This window comes from Vibrio harveyi NBRC 15634 = ATCC 14126 = KCTC 12724, from assembly GCF_001591145.1.
Lineage (GTDB): Bacteria > Pseudomonadota > Gammaproteobacteria > Enterobacterales > Vibrionaceae > Vibrio > Vibrio harveyi.
In genome coordinates, this window is record NZ_BCUF01000074.1 from 1 (window position 1) to 16,177 (window position 16,177).

General features: G+C 45.9%; 15 protein-coding genes. 1 reads left to right on the top strand and 14 read right to left on the bottom strand.

Going from position 1 to position 16,177, the window contains the following annotated elements; translation table 11 throughout:
• Window positions 1–242: 242 nt before the first annotated feature.
• The 6 genes from csrA to pncC form a co-directional block, all read right to left on the bottom strand.
• Window positions 243–440 (bottom strand): carbon storage regulator CsrA, encoded by a 198-nt coding sequence (csrA, locus tag VHA02S_RS23185; protein ID WP_004415691.1) that lies wholly within the window; start codon window positions 438–440, stop codon window positions 243–245.
• 92 nt (window positions 441–532) lie between these two features.
• Entirely contained in the window at window positions 533–1,720 is a 1,188-nt protein-coding gene (locus tag VHA02S_RS23190; RefSeq protein ID WP_005452123.1) for an aspartate kinase, read from the bottom strand.
• Between the two features lie 202 nt (window positions 1,721–1,922).
• Window positions 1,923–4,520, bottom strand: coding sequence for an alanine--tRNA ligase (alaS, locus tag VHA02S_RS23195; protein WP_038899658.1), 2,598 nt, complete (start codon window positions 4,518–4,520; stop codon window positions 1,923–1,925).
• A gap of 142 nt (window positions 4,521–4,662) precedes the next feature.
• A complete protein-coding gene (gene recX, locus VHA02S_RS23200) occupies window positions 4,663–5,130 on the bottom strand; it encodes a recombination regulator RecX (RefSeq protein WP_005452120.1) in 468 nt (155 codons plus the stop codon).
• Between the two features lie 206 nt (window positions 5,131–5,336).
• Window positions 5,337–6,380 carry a recombinase RecA gene (gene recA, locus VHA02S_RS23205; RefSeq protein WP_005436413.1) on the bottom strand — a complete coding sequence of 348 codons (1,044 nt, stop codon included), beginning with the start codon at window positions 6,378–6,380 and terminating at the stop codon, window positions 5,337–5,339.
• A 201-nt stretch (window positions 6,381–6,581) separates the two neighbouring features.
• Entirely contained in the window at window positions 6,582–7,064 is a 483-nt protein-coding gene (gene pncC, locus VHA02S_RS23210) for a nicotinamide-nucleotide amidase (protein WP_038899659.1), read from the bottom strand.
• An 85-nt stretch (window positions 7,065–7,149) separates the two neighbouring features.
• Between pncC and mutS the strand changes: the two genes are divergently transcribed.
• Window positions 7,150–9,711: a DNA mismatch repair protein MutS gene (gene mutS, locus VHA02S_RS23215; RefSeq protein ID WP_038899660.1), complete on the top strand. Its 2,562-nt coding sequence runs from the start codon at window positions 7,150–7,152 to the stop codon at window positions 9,709–9,711.
• A 119-nt stretch (window positions 9,712–9,830) separates the two neighbouring features.
• On the opposite strand, the gene rpoS is transcribed toward mutS, so the two are convergent.
• From rpoS to ftsB, 8 genes are all read right to left on the bottom strand, one after another.
• The gene (gene rpoS, locus VHA02S_RS23220; protein WP_005452115.1) at window positions 9,831–10,814 is read right to left on the bottom strand and encodes an RNA polymerase sigma factor RpoS; all 984 of its coding nucleotides are present in this window, start codon (window positions 10,812–10,814) and stop codon (window positions 9,831–9,833) included.
• 80 nt (window positions 10,815–10,894) lie between these two features.
• A complete protein-coding gene (locus tag VHA02S_RS23225; RefSeq protein WP_009698767.1) occupies window positions 10,895–11,818 on the bottom strand; it encodes a peptidoglycan DD-metalloendopeptidase family protein in 924 nt (307 codons plus the stop codon).
• Window positions 11,819–11,832: 14 nt separating this feature from the next.
• The gene (locus VHA02S_RS23230) at window positions 11,833–12,459 is read right to left on the bottom strand and encodes a protein-L-isoaspartate(D-aspartate) O-methyltransferase (RefSeq protein WP_005452113.1); all 627 of its coding nucleotides are present in this window, start codon (window positions 12,457–12,459) and stop codon (window positions 11,833–11,835) included.
• Window positions 12,459–13,235 (bottom strand): 5'/3'-nucleotidase SurE, encoded by a 777-nt coding sequence (surE, locus tag VHA02S_RS23235; RefSeq protein ID WP_009698768.1) that lies wholly within the window; start codon window positions 13,233–13,235, stop codon window positions 12,459–12,461. The genes VHA02S_RS23230 and surE overlap by 1 nt, the downstream gene beginning before the upstream one ends.
• Window positions 13,235–14,278, bottom strand: a complete 1,044-nt coding sequence (gene truD, locus VHA02S_RS23240) for a tRNA pseudouridine(13) synthase TruD (RefSeq protein ID WP_038899661.1) — start codon at window positions 14,276–14,278, stop codon at window positions 13,235–13,237. Before truD ends, surE begins: the two co-directional genes overlap by 1 nt.
• 45 nt (window positions 14,279–14,323) lie before the next feature.
• Entirely contained in the window at window positions 14,324–14,800 is a 477-nt protein-coding gene (gene ispF / locus VHA02S_RS23245) for a 2-C-methyl-D-erythritol 2,4-cyclodiphosphate synthase (protein WP_005425365.1), read from the bottom strand.
• A gap of 14 nt (window positions 14,801–14,814) precedes the next feature.
• Window positions 14,815–15,525, bottom strand: coding sequence for a 2-C-methyl-D-erythritol 4-phosphate cytidylyltransferase (gene ispD, locus VHA02S_RS23250; protein ID WP_038899663.1), 711 nt, complete (start codon window positions 15,523–15,525; stop codon window positions 14,815–14,817).
• Window position 15,526: 1 nt separating this feature from the next.
• Window positions 15,527–15,808, bottom strand: coding sequence for a cell division protein FtsB (gene ftsB, locus VHA02S_RS23255; RefSeq protein ID WP_005452106.1), 282 nt, complete (start codon window positions 15,806–15,808; stop codon window positions 15,527–15,529).
• Between the last annotated feature and the right edge of the window lie 369 nt (window positions 15,809–16,177).

Consider the following 16,177-nt stretch of genomic DNA (forward strand, 5'->3'; position numbering starts at 1 on the left):
TCTTGCGGAGGCACATATTACGTTTTACCGAAAATATGTCAAACACTTTCTTTGAAAAAAAACGCAAAAATCGCTTAACCGATGCGGATTTAATCAAAGTGACTATTAAACAAACTTTACCACCCTATTATGATGAAAAAAAGAGAGTCTTCTCTTAAAAAATGACATTAATCAGAAACTAAAAAGGCTAGCCCTTCGGCTAGCCTTTTTCATTCAAACTAAGCTCTGTAAACAGGAGCAGCTTAGTAGTTACCAGAAGCAACGTTACCATTGCCTTTTTCAGCTTGAATGCGCATGTAGATTTCTTCACGGTGAACAGAAACCTCTTTCGGAGCGTTAACGCCGATACGTACTTGGTTACCTTTAACACCTAGTACAGTTACAGTCACTTCATCACCAATCATAAGTGTTTCGCCTACGCGGCGAGTCAAAATTAGCATTCTTTGCTCCTTGAGTAATCTCTAAATTTTCTTGCTACAAAGCTATTATCCAACAAAAGTTATATTTTCGTAAACTACCTTGTCACTGAAAATTAGCCCAAAAAGGCATGTTTTTGCTGAATGTTCAATGCTTCACTAGATGTAACGTAAGCATCATGAAGAATGTTTGCTGCTGCATCCACACACATAGGTGGTAAGACTAGCATCATAGTGAGTGCATTCGTTGAACAGAAATTGATTGCAATATCTTGCTGTGCCAACAATTCACAGGCATGGTCAACCATTCCATTGGCTTCTAGCCCCACAGCGGTCAACAGGCTTACAGCTTCACTATTACGGATTTTATCGCTGAACACCAGATCCAACTTGGCACATGCATCTTGTTTTATCATGATACCTGTTCGTTCTGTTTCCTCGATCACATTCCAAATGTCGATACCCAACATCTGACATTGCTTTGTAATGCTAGACAAATGTTCGTTGTCGACTTCAATAATGGCAAGGTCACGTTGAATGGCTATACCAGAGACGGCTTTTGAGCCTGCTTCCCCTTTTACCAAACTGCCTTCGTTCAAATCAAATGTCGAAAGCACGCGTAGCGGTACATTGTTCTTCCACGCATACTGCACAGAAGGAAGATGTAAGACCTTTGCTCCGCGGCTAGCCATCGCTTCCATCGAAGGAAAATCAATAACTGCCATCTTTTGAGCGTTTTTTACTACACGTGGGTCACAAGTATAAATACCATCAACGTCGGTAAAGATTTGACACTCATCAGCGCTTAACGCACCAGCCAGTGTCACTGCGCTCGTATCTGAGCCACCTCGACCTAATGTGGTGATATCCCCATTTTCATTCACACCTTGGAATCCTGCCACGATCACGATTTGGTCTTGTTCAAGTAAATCCAGAATCGTAGAAGTATCAATGTGTTTAATCGTCGCGTCATTGTGTTGATTGTCCGTCACAATGTTCGCTTGTGCTCCGGTAAGTGAGCGTGCAGCGTAACCCAATTTATTCAGAGTCATTGCTAGCAGTGCCATCGACACTTGCTCACCAGCAGAGAGCAAAACATCAAGTTCTCGAGCAGTTGGAACGCTATCTACTTGCTTAGCCAGTTCCATTAGTCGGTTTGTTTCGCCTGACATTGCAGACACAACAACGACAACTTGATTACCATCATTCTTCGCCTTAATGATGTGTTCAGCTACCTGGTGGATTCTTTCAATTGAACCCACAGAGGTTCCACCAAACTTTTGCACGATAAGGGGCTTTTTCACCAGTCTTCACCTTCCCAAGACCAAAGTCTCATTAGGACCACTCATACTCCATTGAGATAAATTATATAAGCGGTAGTTACAACAAAAACCAAGCAGCGTAAATGACCTGGTTAAAATACGGTCAATTAAACCACTTGGTTACCATAAAAAAATTACGCCCAATCAAAGAAGCTTGATTGAGCGTAAATCATTTTTTAAAAGCTTATAGGCGTTCTTCTAGCCAAGGCTGTACAGACTGAATCGCCGCAGGTAGCGCTGCAACATCAGTACCACCTGCTTGCGCCATATCTGGGCGACCACCGCCTTTACCGCCAACTTGCTCAGCAACCATCTTAACTAGGTCACCCGCTTTCACTTTGCCGATAAGGTCTTTGGTTACACCTGCAATCAGACCGATCTTGTCATCGTTCACGTTTGCAAGAAGGATAACGCCGCTACCGACTTGGTTTTTGATGTCATCAACCATAGTACGTAGGTTCTTGTTATCTGCGCCTTCTAGAGCAGCAATCAGTACTTTAGTACCGTTGATGTCCTGAACTTTACCCATGATGTTTGCGCTTTCTGCCGCAGCCATCTTGTCTTTCAGTTTCTGGATTTCTTTCTCTAGAGATTTTGCTTTCTGCGCTGATTCAGCCAGTTTCTCTTCGTACTTAGCCGCTTGAGCTTCGATTGCGTCTAGCGCACCTTCACCCGTTACCGCTTCGATACGACGGATACCTGCTGCGATACCACCTTCAGATGTGATCTTGAATAGACCGATATCACCTGTGTTTGAAGCGTGGATACCACCACAAAGTTCAGTAGAGAAGTCCCCCATAGACAGTACGCGTACTTCGTCGTCGTACTTCTCGCCGAATAGTGCCATTGCGCCTTTCTTCTTCGCAGACTCAATGTCCATCACGTTAGTTTCAATCGTGTGGTTGCGACGAATTTGCGCGTTGACTAGACGCTCTACTTCTTTCAGCTCTGCTGCCGTTACGGCTTCTAGGTGTGAGAAGTCGAAACGTAGGCTGTCAGCTTTCACTAGAGAGCCTTTCTGCGTTACGTGCTCACCAAGAACTTGGCGAAGTGCTGCGTGTAGCAAGTGCGTTGCTGAGTGGTTTAGAGAGATAGCTGCGCGACGCTCTGCGTCAACGATAGTTGCTACTTCGTCGCCTTTCGCTAGCACGCCTTCTGCCATTACACCGTGGTGTGCGATTGCGTTACCTAGTTTTTGAGTGTCTTCAACACGGAATACACCAGACTCAGTGCGGATTTCACCAGCGTCACCACACTGACCGCCTGACTCTGCGTAGAATGGTGTTTCACCAAGCACGATGATTGCTTTGTCGCCTGCAGATAGAGATTCTACTTCGTTGCCTTCAACGAACATCGCCGCTACAGAGCTAGAGCCTTTAGTGCCTGCGTAACCACAGAATTCTGTTTGCGTATCAACTTTGATTGCTGCGTTGTAGTCAGTACCAAAGTTACCAGCTTCACGCGCACGTTGACGCTGCTCTTCCATCGCTTTCTCGAAACCTTCTTCGTCGATTGCGAACTCACGCTCACGTGCAACGTCGTTAGTTAAGTCAGCTGGGAAGCCGTAAGTATCGTAAAGTTTAAATACGGTTTCGCCGTCTAGAACTTTACCGTCCGTTCCTTGCGAAGAAATGTTATCTAGCGCTTCGTTTAGAATCGCCATACCGCGCTCAAGTGTACGACCGAAGTTTTCTTCTTCGATACGCAGTACTTTTTCAACCACAGCTTGTTGACGCTTCAGCTCTTCACCAGCCGTACCCATGATTTCCGCTAGTACACCAACCAGTTTGTGGAAGAATGCACCTTGTGCGCCTAGCTTGTTACCGTGACGAACTGCACGACGGATGATACGACGTAGAACGTAACCACGACCTTCGTTTGAAGGCATAACGCCATCAACGATCAGGAATGAACATGAACGGATGTGGTCAGCGATAACGCGTAGCGATTGGTTTGATAGATCTTCGTAGCCAATCACTTCAGCAGCAGCTTTGATAAGAGCTTGGAATACATCGATTTCGTAGTTTGAGTGAACGCCTTGCATGATTGCAGAGATACGCTCGATACCCATACCAGTATCTACCGATGGTTTTGGTAGCGGTTCCATAGTGCCGTCTGCGTGACGGTTGAACTGCATGAATACGTTGTTCCAGATCTCGATGAAACGGTCACCATCTTCTTCAGGTGTGCCAGGACGGCCACCCCAGATGTGCTCACCGTGATCGTAGAAGATTTCAGTACATGGACCACAAGGACCTGTGTCACCCATTTGCCAGAAGTTATCTGACTCGTATGGTTTACCACCTTTCTTGTCGCCGATGCGAATAATGCGGTCTGCTGGAACGCCTACTTTTTTGTTCCAGATATCGAATGCTTCGTCGTCTGTCTCGTAAACTGTTACAAGTAGACGGTCTGCTGGCAGCTTAAGGGTTTCTGTTAGGAATTCCCATGCGAAAGAAATTGCGTCTTCCTTGAAGTAGTCACCAAAGCTGAAGTTACCTAGCATTTCAAAGAAAGTGTGGTGACGAGCTGTAAAGCCAACGTTTTCCAGGTCGTTGTGTTTACCACCAGCACGTACACAACGTTGAGCCGTAGTCGCTCGAGTGTAGGCTCGTTTTTCTAAGCCTAAGAAACAATCTTTAAATTGGTTCATACCCGCGTTTGTGAACAGCAGGGTTGGGTCGTTATGTGGAACTAACGATGAACTTTCTACGATTTGGTGTCCTTTGCTCTCAAAGAACTTGAGGAACGCGTTACGAACCTCATCAGTGCTCATGTACATGCAGCTCTTCCTGAAAATAGTCGAGTTAGAATTTTGCCGTATTGTAGATCATGCAATCAGCTACGACTAGTTTTCTTGCGGAAAAGAGGCATTAGAAGAAAAAATTTGAAGCAAAACAAAAAACAGTGCGAACGACTGACCGTTAATCTTCGTCCTCAAAGCTCAGCGCGTAGCTAATTTGGTCAAAACTGTAGCCACGATATTGCAGAAATCGCACTTGTTTAGCGTACTCTTTCTGGTCTTTGGCTTTTATTCCTTTGAATTTCTTCTCAGCAGCCATTCTTGCCAGTTCAAACCAGTCTTGTGGCTCTTCTGCCATTGCCATATCGATGATGGATTCTGCTACACGTTTTTGGTTCAATTCTTGACGAATTCGGCGCTCGCCATGCCCTTTGTAAACATGTTGACGCACTTGGCTTTTGGCATAGCGCAGGTCATCCAAATAGTTGTGGTCGAGACAAAAATTGATTGCCGATTCTATGTCTGCCTCTTCATAACCTTTTAGAGCCAGCTTTTGGTATAACTCGTATTGCCCATGGTCTCGACGGCTCAATAATTGAATAGCCGCTTCTTTGCTAGATAGAGTCGGCGCTTGACGCTTTTGGTACATGGTGATCCTAAAACTGTTTTTGCTGTACAGGATTTATCTCAATCGTAGTAAATAACCGCTTACTCTAACCTACTAACACGCTAGTTCTGATCGCTTGCCTACCCTAACTGATATAAGCCCAGCCTTTGTTTTTTCGATTTTTATTTCAGCAGATACAACAAAGCCCCGCATAGCAGGGCCTTGTTCAATATGACTCAGTAAGAAGATTAAAACTCTTCTTCTTGCTCTGATTTTTCACCTGATTCTGGTGCTTCAGGAAGTGCTGGTGAAAGTAGCATTTCACGCAGTTTAGTATCGATAGTCTTACCGATTTCTGGGTTTTCGCGTAGGTAGTTACAAGCGTTTGCTTTACCTTGACCAATCTTGTCGCCTTGGTAGCTGTACCATGCACCTGCTTTTTCAACTAGCTTGTGCTTCACGCCTAGGTCAATCAGCTCACCTTCACGGTTGAAACCTTGGCCGTACATGATTTGCGTGTTTGCTTCTTTAAACGGTGCAGCAATCTTGTTCTTAACAACTTTGATGCGCGTTTCGTTACCTACTACTTCGTCACCTTCTTTGATTGCGCCAGTACGACGGATATCTAGACGAACAGAAGCGTAGAACTTAAGTGCGTTACCACCAGTCGTTGTTTCTGGGTTACCGAACATCACACCAATCTTCATACGGATTTGGTTGATAAAGATACACATACAGTTAGACTGTTTTAGGTTACCCGTTAGCTTACGCATTGCTTGAGAAAGCATACGTGCTTGAAGACCCATGTGGCTGTCACCCATTTCGCCTTCAATTTCTGCTTTTGGTGTTAGTGCTGCAACAGAGTCAACCACCATAACGTCAATAGCACCAGAACGTGCAAGTGCGTCACAGATCTCTAGCGCTTGCTCACCCGTATCAGGCTGAGAAACCAATAGTGCATCGATATCAACGCCAAGTTTCTTCGCGTATACAGGATCTAGCGCGTGCTCTGCATCGATAAACGCACAAGTTTTGCCTTCACGTTGCGCAGCAGCGATCAGCTCAAGAGTTAGCGTTGTTTTACCTGAAGATTCTGGACCGTAGATTTCTACGATACGACCCATTGGTAGACCACCAGCACCCAAAGCGATATCAAGAGAAAGAGAACCCGTTGAGATGGTTTCTACGTCCATTGCGCGGTTATCACCAAGGCGCATAATAGAGCCTTTACCGAATTGCTTTTCAATTTGACCTAGCGCAGCGGCGAGCGCTTTCTGTTTGTTCTCGTCCATTACTTTCTCCGATTTATTCATCTTGTTTTGGGCGACGAATAGTAATTCATTTTTCTTAAGCAGAAGAACTGCTCAGCAATGAAAGCCATTATACTGTTGATTCATACAGTGTCCATACCTGTATGAAAAAAATTTGACTAACCTAAAGCCATGATTTGCTCTAGCCCTTATCAAATCTGGGCTAAGGCAATTTCACAAATTCTAAATCAGATGTTGATACAATTGAGTCAGTGCGTGTTCGACCGCTTTTTTGCGAACTTGAGCACGGTCACCAGTGAAATGCATGGTATCCACTTGCTGCCAGTTTTGGTTATCAGCGAAGGCAAAACAGACCGTACCGACAGGTTTCTCTTCACTGCCTCCTCCTGGTCCAGCAATACCACTGATGGACACGCCGATAGTAGCATTCGAATTACGAATGGCACCTTGTACCATTTCAATCACAACGGGTTCGCTCACCGCACCATGAGCTTCCAACGTTGAAGCTTGTACACCAAGCATCTCCATTTTGGCTTCATTACTGTAAGTGACAAACGCCCGGTCAAGCCACGCAGAACTGCCAGCAATATCAGTAATAGCAGTTACAACACCGCCACCCGTGCATGATTCTGCCGTCGTTAAAACATGTCCATGCTTAGCCAATAATGCACCTAAATCGGCACTCAATTTTGTTGCTCGTTCCATAGCCAAAAATGCCCTTTGTCTCTTTTTACTTGATAGGGATTCACGTATCCTAAGCCGCTACGGAAATAAACAAAAGTACTTACCTGTGAAAGCTGAACAAAAACACACTCCGATGATGCAGCAATATCTCAAGCTAAAGGCTGAGAACCCAGAAATCTTGCTGTTTTACCGCATGGGCGACTTCTACGAACTCTTCTACGACGATGCTAAACGCGCATCTCAATTGCTTGATATTTCGTTGACTAAACGTGGTGCATCGGCAGGTGAACCTATCCCGATGGCTGGCGTTCCATTCCACGCCGTTGAAGGTTATCTAGCCAAACTTGTTCAGCTTGGTGAGTCTGTCGCGATCTGTGAACAGATTGGCGATCCTGCAACAAGCAAAGGTCCAGTTGAACGTAAAGTAGTACGCATTGTTACACCAGGTACAGTAACCGACGAAGCACTGCTGTCAGAGCGTATCGACAACCTGATTGCGTCTATTTACCATCACAATGGTAAGTTCGGTTACGCGACATTGGATGTGACTTCGGGTCGCTTCCAATTAGTTGAGCCTGAAACCGAAGAAGCAATGGCTGCTGAACTGCAACGTACTGCGCCTCGTGAATTACTCTTCCCTGAAGATTTTGAACCCGTACATCTGATGTCAAACCGTAACGGTAACCGTCGTCGTCCTGTCTGGGAATTTGAGCTAGATACCGCTAAGCAGCAATTGAACCAACAATTTGGTACGCGCGACTTGGTAGGCTTTGGGGTTGAGCACGCTTCACTGGGTCTGTGTGCTGCGGGTTGTTTGATCCAATACGTAAAAGATACTCAGCGTACTGCCCTACCACACATTCGTTCATTGACGTTTGATCGCCAAGATCACTCAGTCATTCTTGATGCGGCAACACGTCGCAACTTAGAGTTGACGCAAAACCTATCTGGTGGGACCGATAACACGCTAGCCGAAGTACTCGATCACTGTGCGACCCCAATGGGCAGCCGTATGCTGAAGCGCTGGTTACATCAACCAATGCGCTGTGTCGATACTCTTAACAACCGTCTTGATGCAATTGGTGAGATCAAAGATCAGAGCTTGTTCACCGACATTCAACCAATCTTCAAACAAATTGGTGACATCGAGCGTATCCTAGCCCGTTTGGCGCTGCGCTCAGCACGTCCGCGCGATATGGCTCGTCTACGCCATGCGATGCAACAGCTGCCAGAGTTGGAAGCAGTCACTTCTTCTCTAGTTCACCCATATCTTAGAAAGTTGGCTCAATTTGCTGCGCCAATGGATGAGGTATGTGACTTACTTGAGCGTGCAATCAAAGAAAACCCACCAGTGGTTATTCGCGAGGGAGGCGTGATTGCAGAAGGCTACAATGCGGAACTTGATGAATGGCGCAAGCTTGCAGACGGTGCAACCGAGTATCTTGAAAAACTCGAAGCAGACGAGCGTGAACGTCATGGCATCGACACCCTAAAAGTTGGCTACAACGCTGTACACGGTTTCTTCATTCAGGTTAGCCGTGGTCAAAGCCACTTGGTTCCACCACACTATGTACGTCGCCAAACACTGAAAAATGCAGAACGCTATATCATTCCAGAGCTGAAAGAGCACGAAGATAAAGTTCTGAATTCAAAATCAAAAGCGCTAGCAGTTGAGAAAAAACTGTGGGAAGAACTATTTGATTTGTTGATGCCAAACCTTGAGAAGATGCAAAACCTTGCTTCGGCGATCTCTCAGTTGGACGTACTACAAAACCTAGCCGAGCGTGCAGATTCACTTGATTACTGTCGCCCAACATTGGACAAAGAAGCGGGCATTAGCATTCAAGCGGGTCGTCATCCTGTCGTGGAGCAAGTAACAAGCGAACCATTTATTGCTAACCCAATTGAACTGAGCTCAAATCGTAAGATGCTGATCATCACCGGTCCAAACATGGGTGGTAAATCGACCTACATGCGCCAGACTGCATTGATTGCTTTGATGGCTCACATTGGTTCATACGTTCCTGCAGAATCAGCTCATATTGGCTCTCTAGACCGTATCTTTACTCGTATCGGCGCATCTGATGATTTGGCATCTGGTCGTTCAACCTTCATGGTAGAAATGACTGAAACCGCCAACATTCTTCACAACGCCACTAAGAACAGCTTGGTGCTGATGGATGAAATTGGTCGCGGTACCAGTACTTACGATGGTCTGTCTTTGGCATGGGCAAGTGCAGAATGGCTTGCAACTCAGATTGGGGCAATGACTCTGTTCGCAACGCACTACTTCGAACTGACTGAGCTGCCAAACTTGCTGCCAAATCTCGCTAACGTTCACCTTGATGCGGTAGAACACGGTGACAGCATTGCTTTTATGCATGCAGTTCAAGAAGGCGCGGCAAGCAAGTCTTATGGTCTAGCGGTTGCTGGTTTAGCGGGCGTTCCAAAACCAGTCATCAAGAATGCACGTCACAAACTGTCGCAGCTTGAACAATTAGGTCAAGGTAATGACTCACCTCGTCCGAGTACCGTTGATGTGGCAAACCAACTCAGCCTGATCCCTGAACCTAGTGATGTTGAACAAGCATTGTCGAATATCGACCCTGATGATTTAACGCCGCGTCAGGCACTGGAAGAGCTATACCGCTTGAAGAAGATGCTCTAGTTCTTGGGCTAACTGGTACAGTAAAACGCAAAAAGGCTATGGTCACCCATAGCCTTTTGTTTATTCTGATCTAGCCTCTATCGCTGCCTACGTTTAGTCGTCTTCTACGTTGAACAAGTTTAGTCGTCTTCTACGTTGAACAAGTTTTCCATGTTCAGACCTTGTTTAATCAAGATCTCGCGTAGTCGACGTAAGCCTTCCACTTGGATCTGGCGAACACGTTCGCGTGTTAAACCAATTTCACGTCCCACTTCTTCAAGCGTTGATGGCTCATAACCAAGCAGACCAAAACGACGTGCCAGCACTTCTTTCTGTTTTGGATTCAGCTCTTCTAGCCAATGGATCAATGAAGATTTGATGTCATCGTCTTGAGTGGAAACTTCAGGATCCGAGTTGTTTGCATCAGGAATAATATCCAGTAACGCTTTCTCGCCGTCACCACCGATTGGAGTATCGACAGAGCTAATACGCTCGTTAAGGCGAAGCATTTTACTTACGTCTTCTACTGGGATATCTAACTGTGCAGCAATCTCTTCTGCTGTTGGTTCATGGTCGAGCTTCTGAGAAAGTTCACGCGCTGTACGCAGATAAATGTTCAGCTCTTTAACCACATGAATTGGCAGACGGATTGTACGAGTTTGGTTCATCAACGCACGTTCGATCGTTTGGCGAATCCACCACGTCGCGTAAGTTGAGAAACGGAAGCCTCGTTCTGGATCAAACTTCTCGACCGCACGGATCAAACCTAAGTTACCTTCTTCAATAAGATCAAGAAGCGCAAGACCACGATTGCTGTATCGGCGAGAGATCTTCACTACAAGACGCAAGTTACTTTCGATCATGCGTTTGCGAGCGGCTTCATCGCCACGCAGTGCACGTCGTGCATAAAGTACTTCTTCTTCTGCAGTAAGTAGAGGTGAGAAACCAATTTCACCTAGGTAAAGCTGAGTCGCGTCTAGGCTCTTGCTGCTCGCATCAAACTCTTCGCGTGCTGCTGTTTTGGTTCCGTTAGATGGTTTTTCAAGTCCGTTAGAAATGCCTTCCGATTGTGCATTATCATATTCGAACTCTTCAACTTTGGTTACTGTGTTGCTGATACTCATAACGCCTCCCCCTGGCGAGTTAGCAAGACATGACAACTCAATATGTCGCTAAATGATGTCGCAAGTTGTTATTCAAAGTTCTACGGTAAATAGCGCTTTGGATTCACTGATTTACCTTGATAGCGAATTTCAAAGTGAAGTTTGACGGATTTAGAACCAGAACTACCCATGGTCGCTATTTTTTGTCCGCTCTTAACACTTTGTCCTTCTGAGACCAGCAATCTGTCATTGTGTGCGTATGCGCTTAAATAATTGTCGTTATGCTTCACTATAATTAGGTTGCCATAACCTCGTAGCGCATTACCTGAGTACACGACTGTGCCGGCTGCGGTTGAAACGATTGGCTGACCACGCTGTCCTGCGATGTCTATGCCTTTATTTCCTTGTTCTCCCGCTGAGAAGTTCTTGATTACTCTCCCTTTTGTTGGCCATAACCACTTCGATACTTTATCGTTTTTCGCGGTAGTTACTGGCGGTTTCGGTTTAACATTCTGATTACCTTTTGACCCAACATACTCCTTTGGTTTGGATTGTTCAACCTTCTTTGGAGGCTGTTTTTGTGCAACTTGAGTCTTAGTCGGTTTAGGTTTTTGAGTAGAGCTTTTACTTGAATTTGACGGCTTTGACGCTGTTGATGTTTTAGTCACTGGAACAGGTTTCGCCGCAACTACAGGAGCAACAACGGGTTCCACTTTATGACCATATTTAGGCGCAACATATTTCGGAGCCCAAAGTTTTAACTTCTGCCCCGGGAAAATCGTGTAAGGCGCAGACAATTCATTGTAACGAACAAGATCATTTACATCCTTATCTGTGACGTAGGCAATAAAATAAAGGGTATCACCTTTCTTTACTTCGTAATAACTCCCTCTATAACTACCACGCTCAACCGTCGAGTAATCTTTATTTAGGCTTGAAACAGGTGCAGGTGAATGAGCCGCGCAACCAACCAGTCCCGCAGCCAATAAACAGCTAATACCAAAACGACGTAATAACTTCTTCACCTAGTCTTTAACCCTTAAGCTAAATCACCTGCAACTAATGGCACAAATCTTACCATTTCTACCACGGTCGACAGATATTGTTCACCCTGACGTTCAATTTTTAATAGTTGTTGTTCATCTTCACCAACAGGAATGATCATCTTACCGCCCTCTTTCAGCTGGGATAGAAGTGCTTGGGGAACACTTTCCGCTGCCGCAGTGACAATAATCGCATCGAATGGACCTTTCGCTTCCCATCCAAGCCAACCATCTCCATGTTTGGTAGAGACGTTATAAATATCCAGTTGTTTCAGACGACGCTTAGCATCCCATTGCAAAGACTTAATGCGTTCAACGGAATAGACATGATCGACAATTTGCGCAAGCACTGCAGTTTGGTAACCCGAGCCCGTGCCGATTTCTAAAACATTACTGTCCGATTTTAGATCAAGCAGCTCTGTCATTTTTGCAACGATATAAGGCTGAGAAATAGTTTGTCCCTGACCAATCGGCAGCGCATTGTTGTCGTACGCTTGGTGCATCATTGCTTGTGAGACAAAGCTCTCACGCGGTAGTCGATAAATCGCATCCAACACACGTTGATCACTGATGCCACTGGAGATAAGAAACGCTATCAACCTGTCAGCATGTGGGTTACTCATTAACTCTCTTCCTTTAACCAACTGTCCATTGCGCGCAGCGACTCATGAGCGGTGAGATCGACTTGCAGCGGCGTGATTGAAACAAAACCATGTTCAATGGCATAAAAGTCCGTACCGATGCCAGCATCTTGCTCTTTACCCGGAGGACCAAGCCAATAAATATCATGTCCGCGTGGATCTTTCTGCTTAATCATATTCTCAGCGTGATGACGCGCACCCAAGCGAGTCACTTCTATCTCACCAAGTTCTTCAAACGGAAGATCAGGGACGTTTACATTCAATAGACGGTTGGTTGGAATTGGGCGAATCAGATGCTGCTCAACCAACTGGCGAGCAATTTTAGCAGCAGATTCAAAATGTTGTTTACCGACTAGAGAGAAAGCAATCGCCTGCACGCCAAGGAAGTGTCCTTCCATAGCAGCAGCCACCGTGCCGGAGTACAAAACGTCATCACCTAGATTTGCGCCATGATTGATGCCTGACAACACAAGATCTGGCAAATCATCTTTCATCAACTCATTCAGCGCAAAGTGGACACAGTCTGTTGGCGTACCTTGCACAGAGAATGTCTTTGGCGCAATCTCGGTGACACGCAGCGGTTGCTCCAGCGTCAATGAGTTAGATGCACCAGAGCGGTTTCTGTCTGGTGCGACAATCGTTACTTCGGCAATGCTTCTCAGCTCATCAGCAAGCGCATGAATTCCTTGAGCATGAACACCATCATCATTGCTGAGCAGTATTCTTAATGGCTTCGCGTTGTGTGAATCCATTTCCATTAATATTCTCTTTCTACCTTTTCTTCGATGACCAGCTCACGCACGATTGAGGTCGCAAATGAACCCGCATCCAGCGAGAATGTCATCGTGATGTTATTACCATCGACCGTCCAAGCTAGGTCTTGTGGCTTGAGTGCGATATCGCGGCGGTCGTGACGCATACGGTTACCGCGAATCAGTGCCATCAAATCTGGTTCTTCATCTAAGAACGGTTGTTCTAAGGTTAGCGCATCCGCTTGAGTTGGTAGTGCGTTATCGCCCGCCATTGCCGCGGTGATCGCCACTTCGCCTTGAGCAAATTGTGCTTGTAACTCGGCAATGTTGCTTGCATCAACTAACTGAGTGCCAGAAGCTGTCTGCGCAACATCACCGTCGATAAACTTATCAAATACACCATTCTCTAGGCGAGCTGAAACAATGCGGTTGAAGATCCACGAACGAGCCGCTGACAGATACATGCTGCGTTTGTTTTGATTGCGGGTACGAACGTTCTCGCGTCCCCATCGACGTGCTTCTTCAAGGTTGTTGCCATCGTTACCAAAACGTTGACTACCAAAGTAGTTTGGCACACCCACTTGTTTCACTTTTTCAAGACGTTGTTCAACATCCGCTATATCTGTCACTTCAGACAAAGTAACTACGAACTCGTTCCCTACTAAGTCACCAGGGCGCAGTTTTTTATTGTGACGATCCGTTGCTAGGATCTCGATGCTCGGGTATTGCGCCAAAAATGCTGAAAAATCTGGCGTTTCACCTTTTGGTAAATGCACACTTAGCCACTGTTCAGTCACAGCATGACGGTCTTTAAGACCCGCCCAGCTAACGTCTTTCGACTTAACACCACAGGCTTTTGCTAGTTCGTTAGCAACGAAACTGGTGTTCTCACCTGTTTTACGGATACGAACCATTAAATGCTCGCCTTCACCCGTAAAGGCAAAACCTAAATCTTCGCGAACCTGAAAGTGCTCTGGCTGCGCTTTGATTTTTGCAGATGCAACTGGCTTACCTGTTAGGTAAGCCAATGAAGATAAAATGTCTGACATGATGTATTTCCGCTGATATCACAGCTTAGAGGAGCAAATTGCTAATTATTGCTTAAACAGAAGTACAACGGCTTCCGTTGCAATGCCTTCTTTGCGTCCAGTAAAACCAAGACGTTCTGTCGTCGTTGCTTTTACGTTAATGTTGCTAATGTCGGTTTCAAGGTCTTCGGCAATCGCTGCACACATTGCGTCAATGTGCGGTGCCATCTTCGGCGCTTGTGCCATGATAGTGACATCGGCATTACCAAGACGGTAGCCTTGCTCTTTGACTCGGCGATAAACGTCTTTCAGTAGTTCACGACTGTCTGCACCTTTCCATTTGTCGTCCGTATCAGGGAAGTGACGACCAATGTCGCCTGCAGCAATAGCGCCAAGCAGGGCATCCGTTAACGCATGCAGCGCTACATCACCGTCAGAGTGTGCAATCAAACCTTGTTCGTAAGGGATCGCTACACCACCAATGATTACCGGACCTTCACCACCGAATTTATGTACGTCGAAACCATGACCAATTCGAATCATTTTCTATCCTTTCTTTATTCGCCGCGCTCACGGCTTAGATAAAACTCGGCTAACGCAAGATCTTCTGGCTGAGTAATTTTTATATTATTCGCATTCCCTTGAACAAGTGCCGGCTTTTCACCTAACCATTCCAAAGCCGAGGCTTCATCAGTGATGGTTGCACCTTGTTCTAATGCGTCAGTCAGTGCTTGAGTAAGCTGCTGAGTTTTAAACATTTGTGGAGTTAATGCATGCCACAATGCTTCTCTATCTACCGTATGATCAATATCTTGTGCTGCGTTTGCTCGCTTCATTGTGTCTCTCACTGGAGATGCGAGGATGCCACCCGTTGGGTGCGCGCTACAAACGTCGATCAAATGGTCAATGTCGGATGTTAATACACACGGTCTTGCAGCGTCGTGGACTAATACCCACTCGCTTTCCAGATGTGTACTTACATAGTTTAGCCCTGATAACACAGAGTCTGCCCTTTCTTTACCACCAGCCACACGAATCACATCAGGGTGCTGAGCAATGGAGAGTTCAGGGTAGTATGGGTCGCCGTCGGTAATAGCCACGACAACCTTAGAAATTTTTGGGTGAGAAAGCAGTTTCTCTACGGTATGTTCCAGTACCGCTTTGCCGTCAATCAACAGGTATTGTTTTGGGCGATCTGCCTTCATGCGGCTGCCAACACCTGCGGCTGGCACGATAGCAATATGGGTTGGAGTGTTAGTATCCAACATATTAATGCTCTTCCTCATCGACAATTCGGTAGAAGGTTTCGCCATCTTTAACCAAACCAAGTTCATGACGTGCACGTTCTTCGATTGCATCAAGACCTTGTCGTAAGTCATCAATCTCAGCGAACATCTCGTTATTACGAGCTTGCAGCTTGCTGTTTACTTGCTGCTGCACTTCAATTTCATCTTCTACTGTGTAGTAGTCAGACACCCCGTTTTTGCCAAACCAGAGGGTATATTGAAGCCAGCCAAACAGTAACGTAAGGGCTATAACAAAGATTCGCATATCGTTGCTAACATTCTGTACCGGAAGGGATTAGATAAGGTGACATATATAGCATAAATGCGTGGTTGGCTCTAGGGTAGAAAAAGAGACTCACACGCTCCTTACAGGAAAAAAGCAGCAAAATGAAACAAAGAGATTCCCTACTCTCTCCTTAGTCGTTCTAGGGAATGACAAATCAACGTGAGCGAAAGACAAAGTCAGTCCTCATATCGCCAAGTGAAGTGCTCTCGAAGAGCCAAGTCCGCTCCTACCTTTCGAAGAGAAGCGCTCCCGAAGGGCGAAGCCCGTTCCTGCCTCTCGAAGCATAGCGTTCCCATATGTCAGATACAAAAACGCCCCGCAAGTGCGAGGCGTTTTTAAAAGCTTTAA

Excerpts from the sequence above, each read along its gene's own strand:
- csrA (WP_004415691.1), bottom strand. The coding sequence starts at position 440 with ATGCTAATTTTGACTCGCCGCGTAGGCGAAACACTTATGATTGGTGAT.
- alaS (WP_038899658.1), bottom strand. The coding sequence starts at position 4,520 with ATGTACATGAGCACTGATGAGGTTCGTAACGCGTTCCTCAAGTTCTTT.
- recX (WP_005452120.1), bottom strand. The coding sequence starts at position 5,130 with ATGTACCAAAAGCGTCAAGCGCCGACTCTATCTAGCAAAGAAGCGGCT.
- recA (WP_005436413.1), bottom strand. The coding sequence starts at position 6,380 with ATGGACGAGAACAAACAGAAAGCGCTCGCCGCTGCGCTAGGTCAAATT.
- pncC (WP_038899659.1), bottom strand. The coding sequence starts at position 7,064 with ATGGAACGAGCAACAAAATTGAGTGCCGATTTAGGTGCATTATTGGCT.
- rpoS (WP_005452115.1), bottom strand. The coding sequence starts at position 10,814 with ATGAGTATCAGCAACACAGTAACCAAAGTTGAAGAGTTCGAATATGAT.
- VHA02S_RS23230 (WP_005452113.1), bottom strand. The coding sequence starts at position 12,459 with ATGAGTAACCCACATGCTGACAGGTTGATAGCGTTTCTTATCTCCAGT.
- surE (WP_009698768.1), bottom strand. The coding sequence starts at position 13,235 with ATGGAAATGGATTCACACAACGCGAAGCCATTAAGAATACTGCTCAGC.
- truD (WP_038899661.1), bottom strand. The coding sequence starts at position 14,278 with ATGTCAGACATTTTATCTTCATTGGCTTACCTAACAGGTAAGCCAGTT.
- ispF (WP_005425365.1), bottom strand. The coding sequence starts at position 14,800 with ATGATTCGAATTGGTCATGGTTTCGACGTACATAAATTCGGTGGTGAA.
- ispD (WP_038899663.1), bottom strand. The coding sequence starts at position 15,525 with ATGTTGGATACTAACACTCCAACCCATATTGCTATCGTGCCAGCCGCA.
- ftsB (WP_005452106.1), bottom strand. The coding sequence starts at position 15,808 with ATGCGAATCTTTGTTATAGCCCTTACGTTACTGTTTGGCTGGCTTCAA.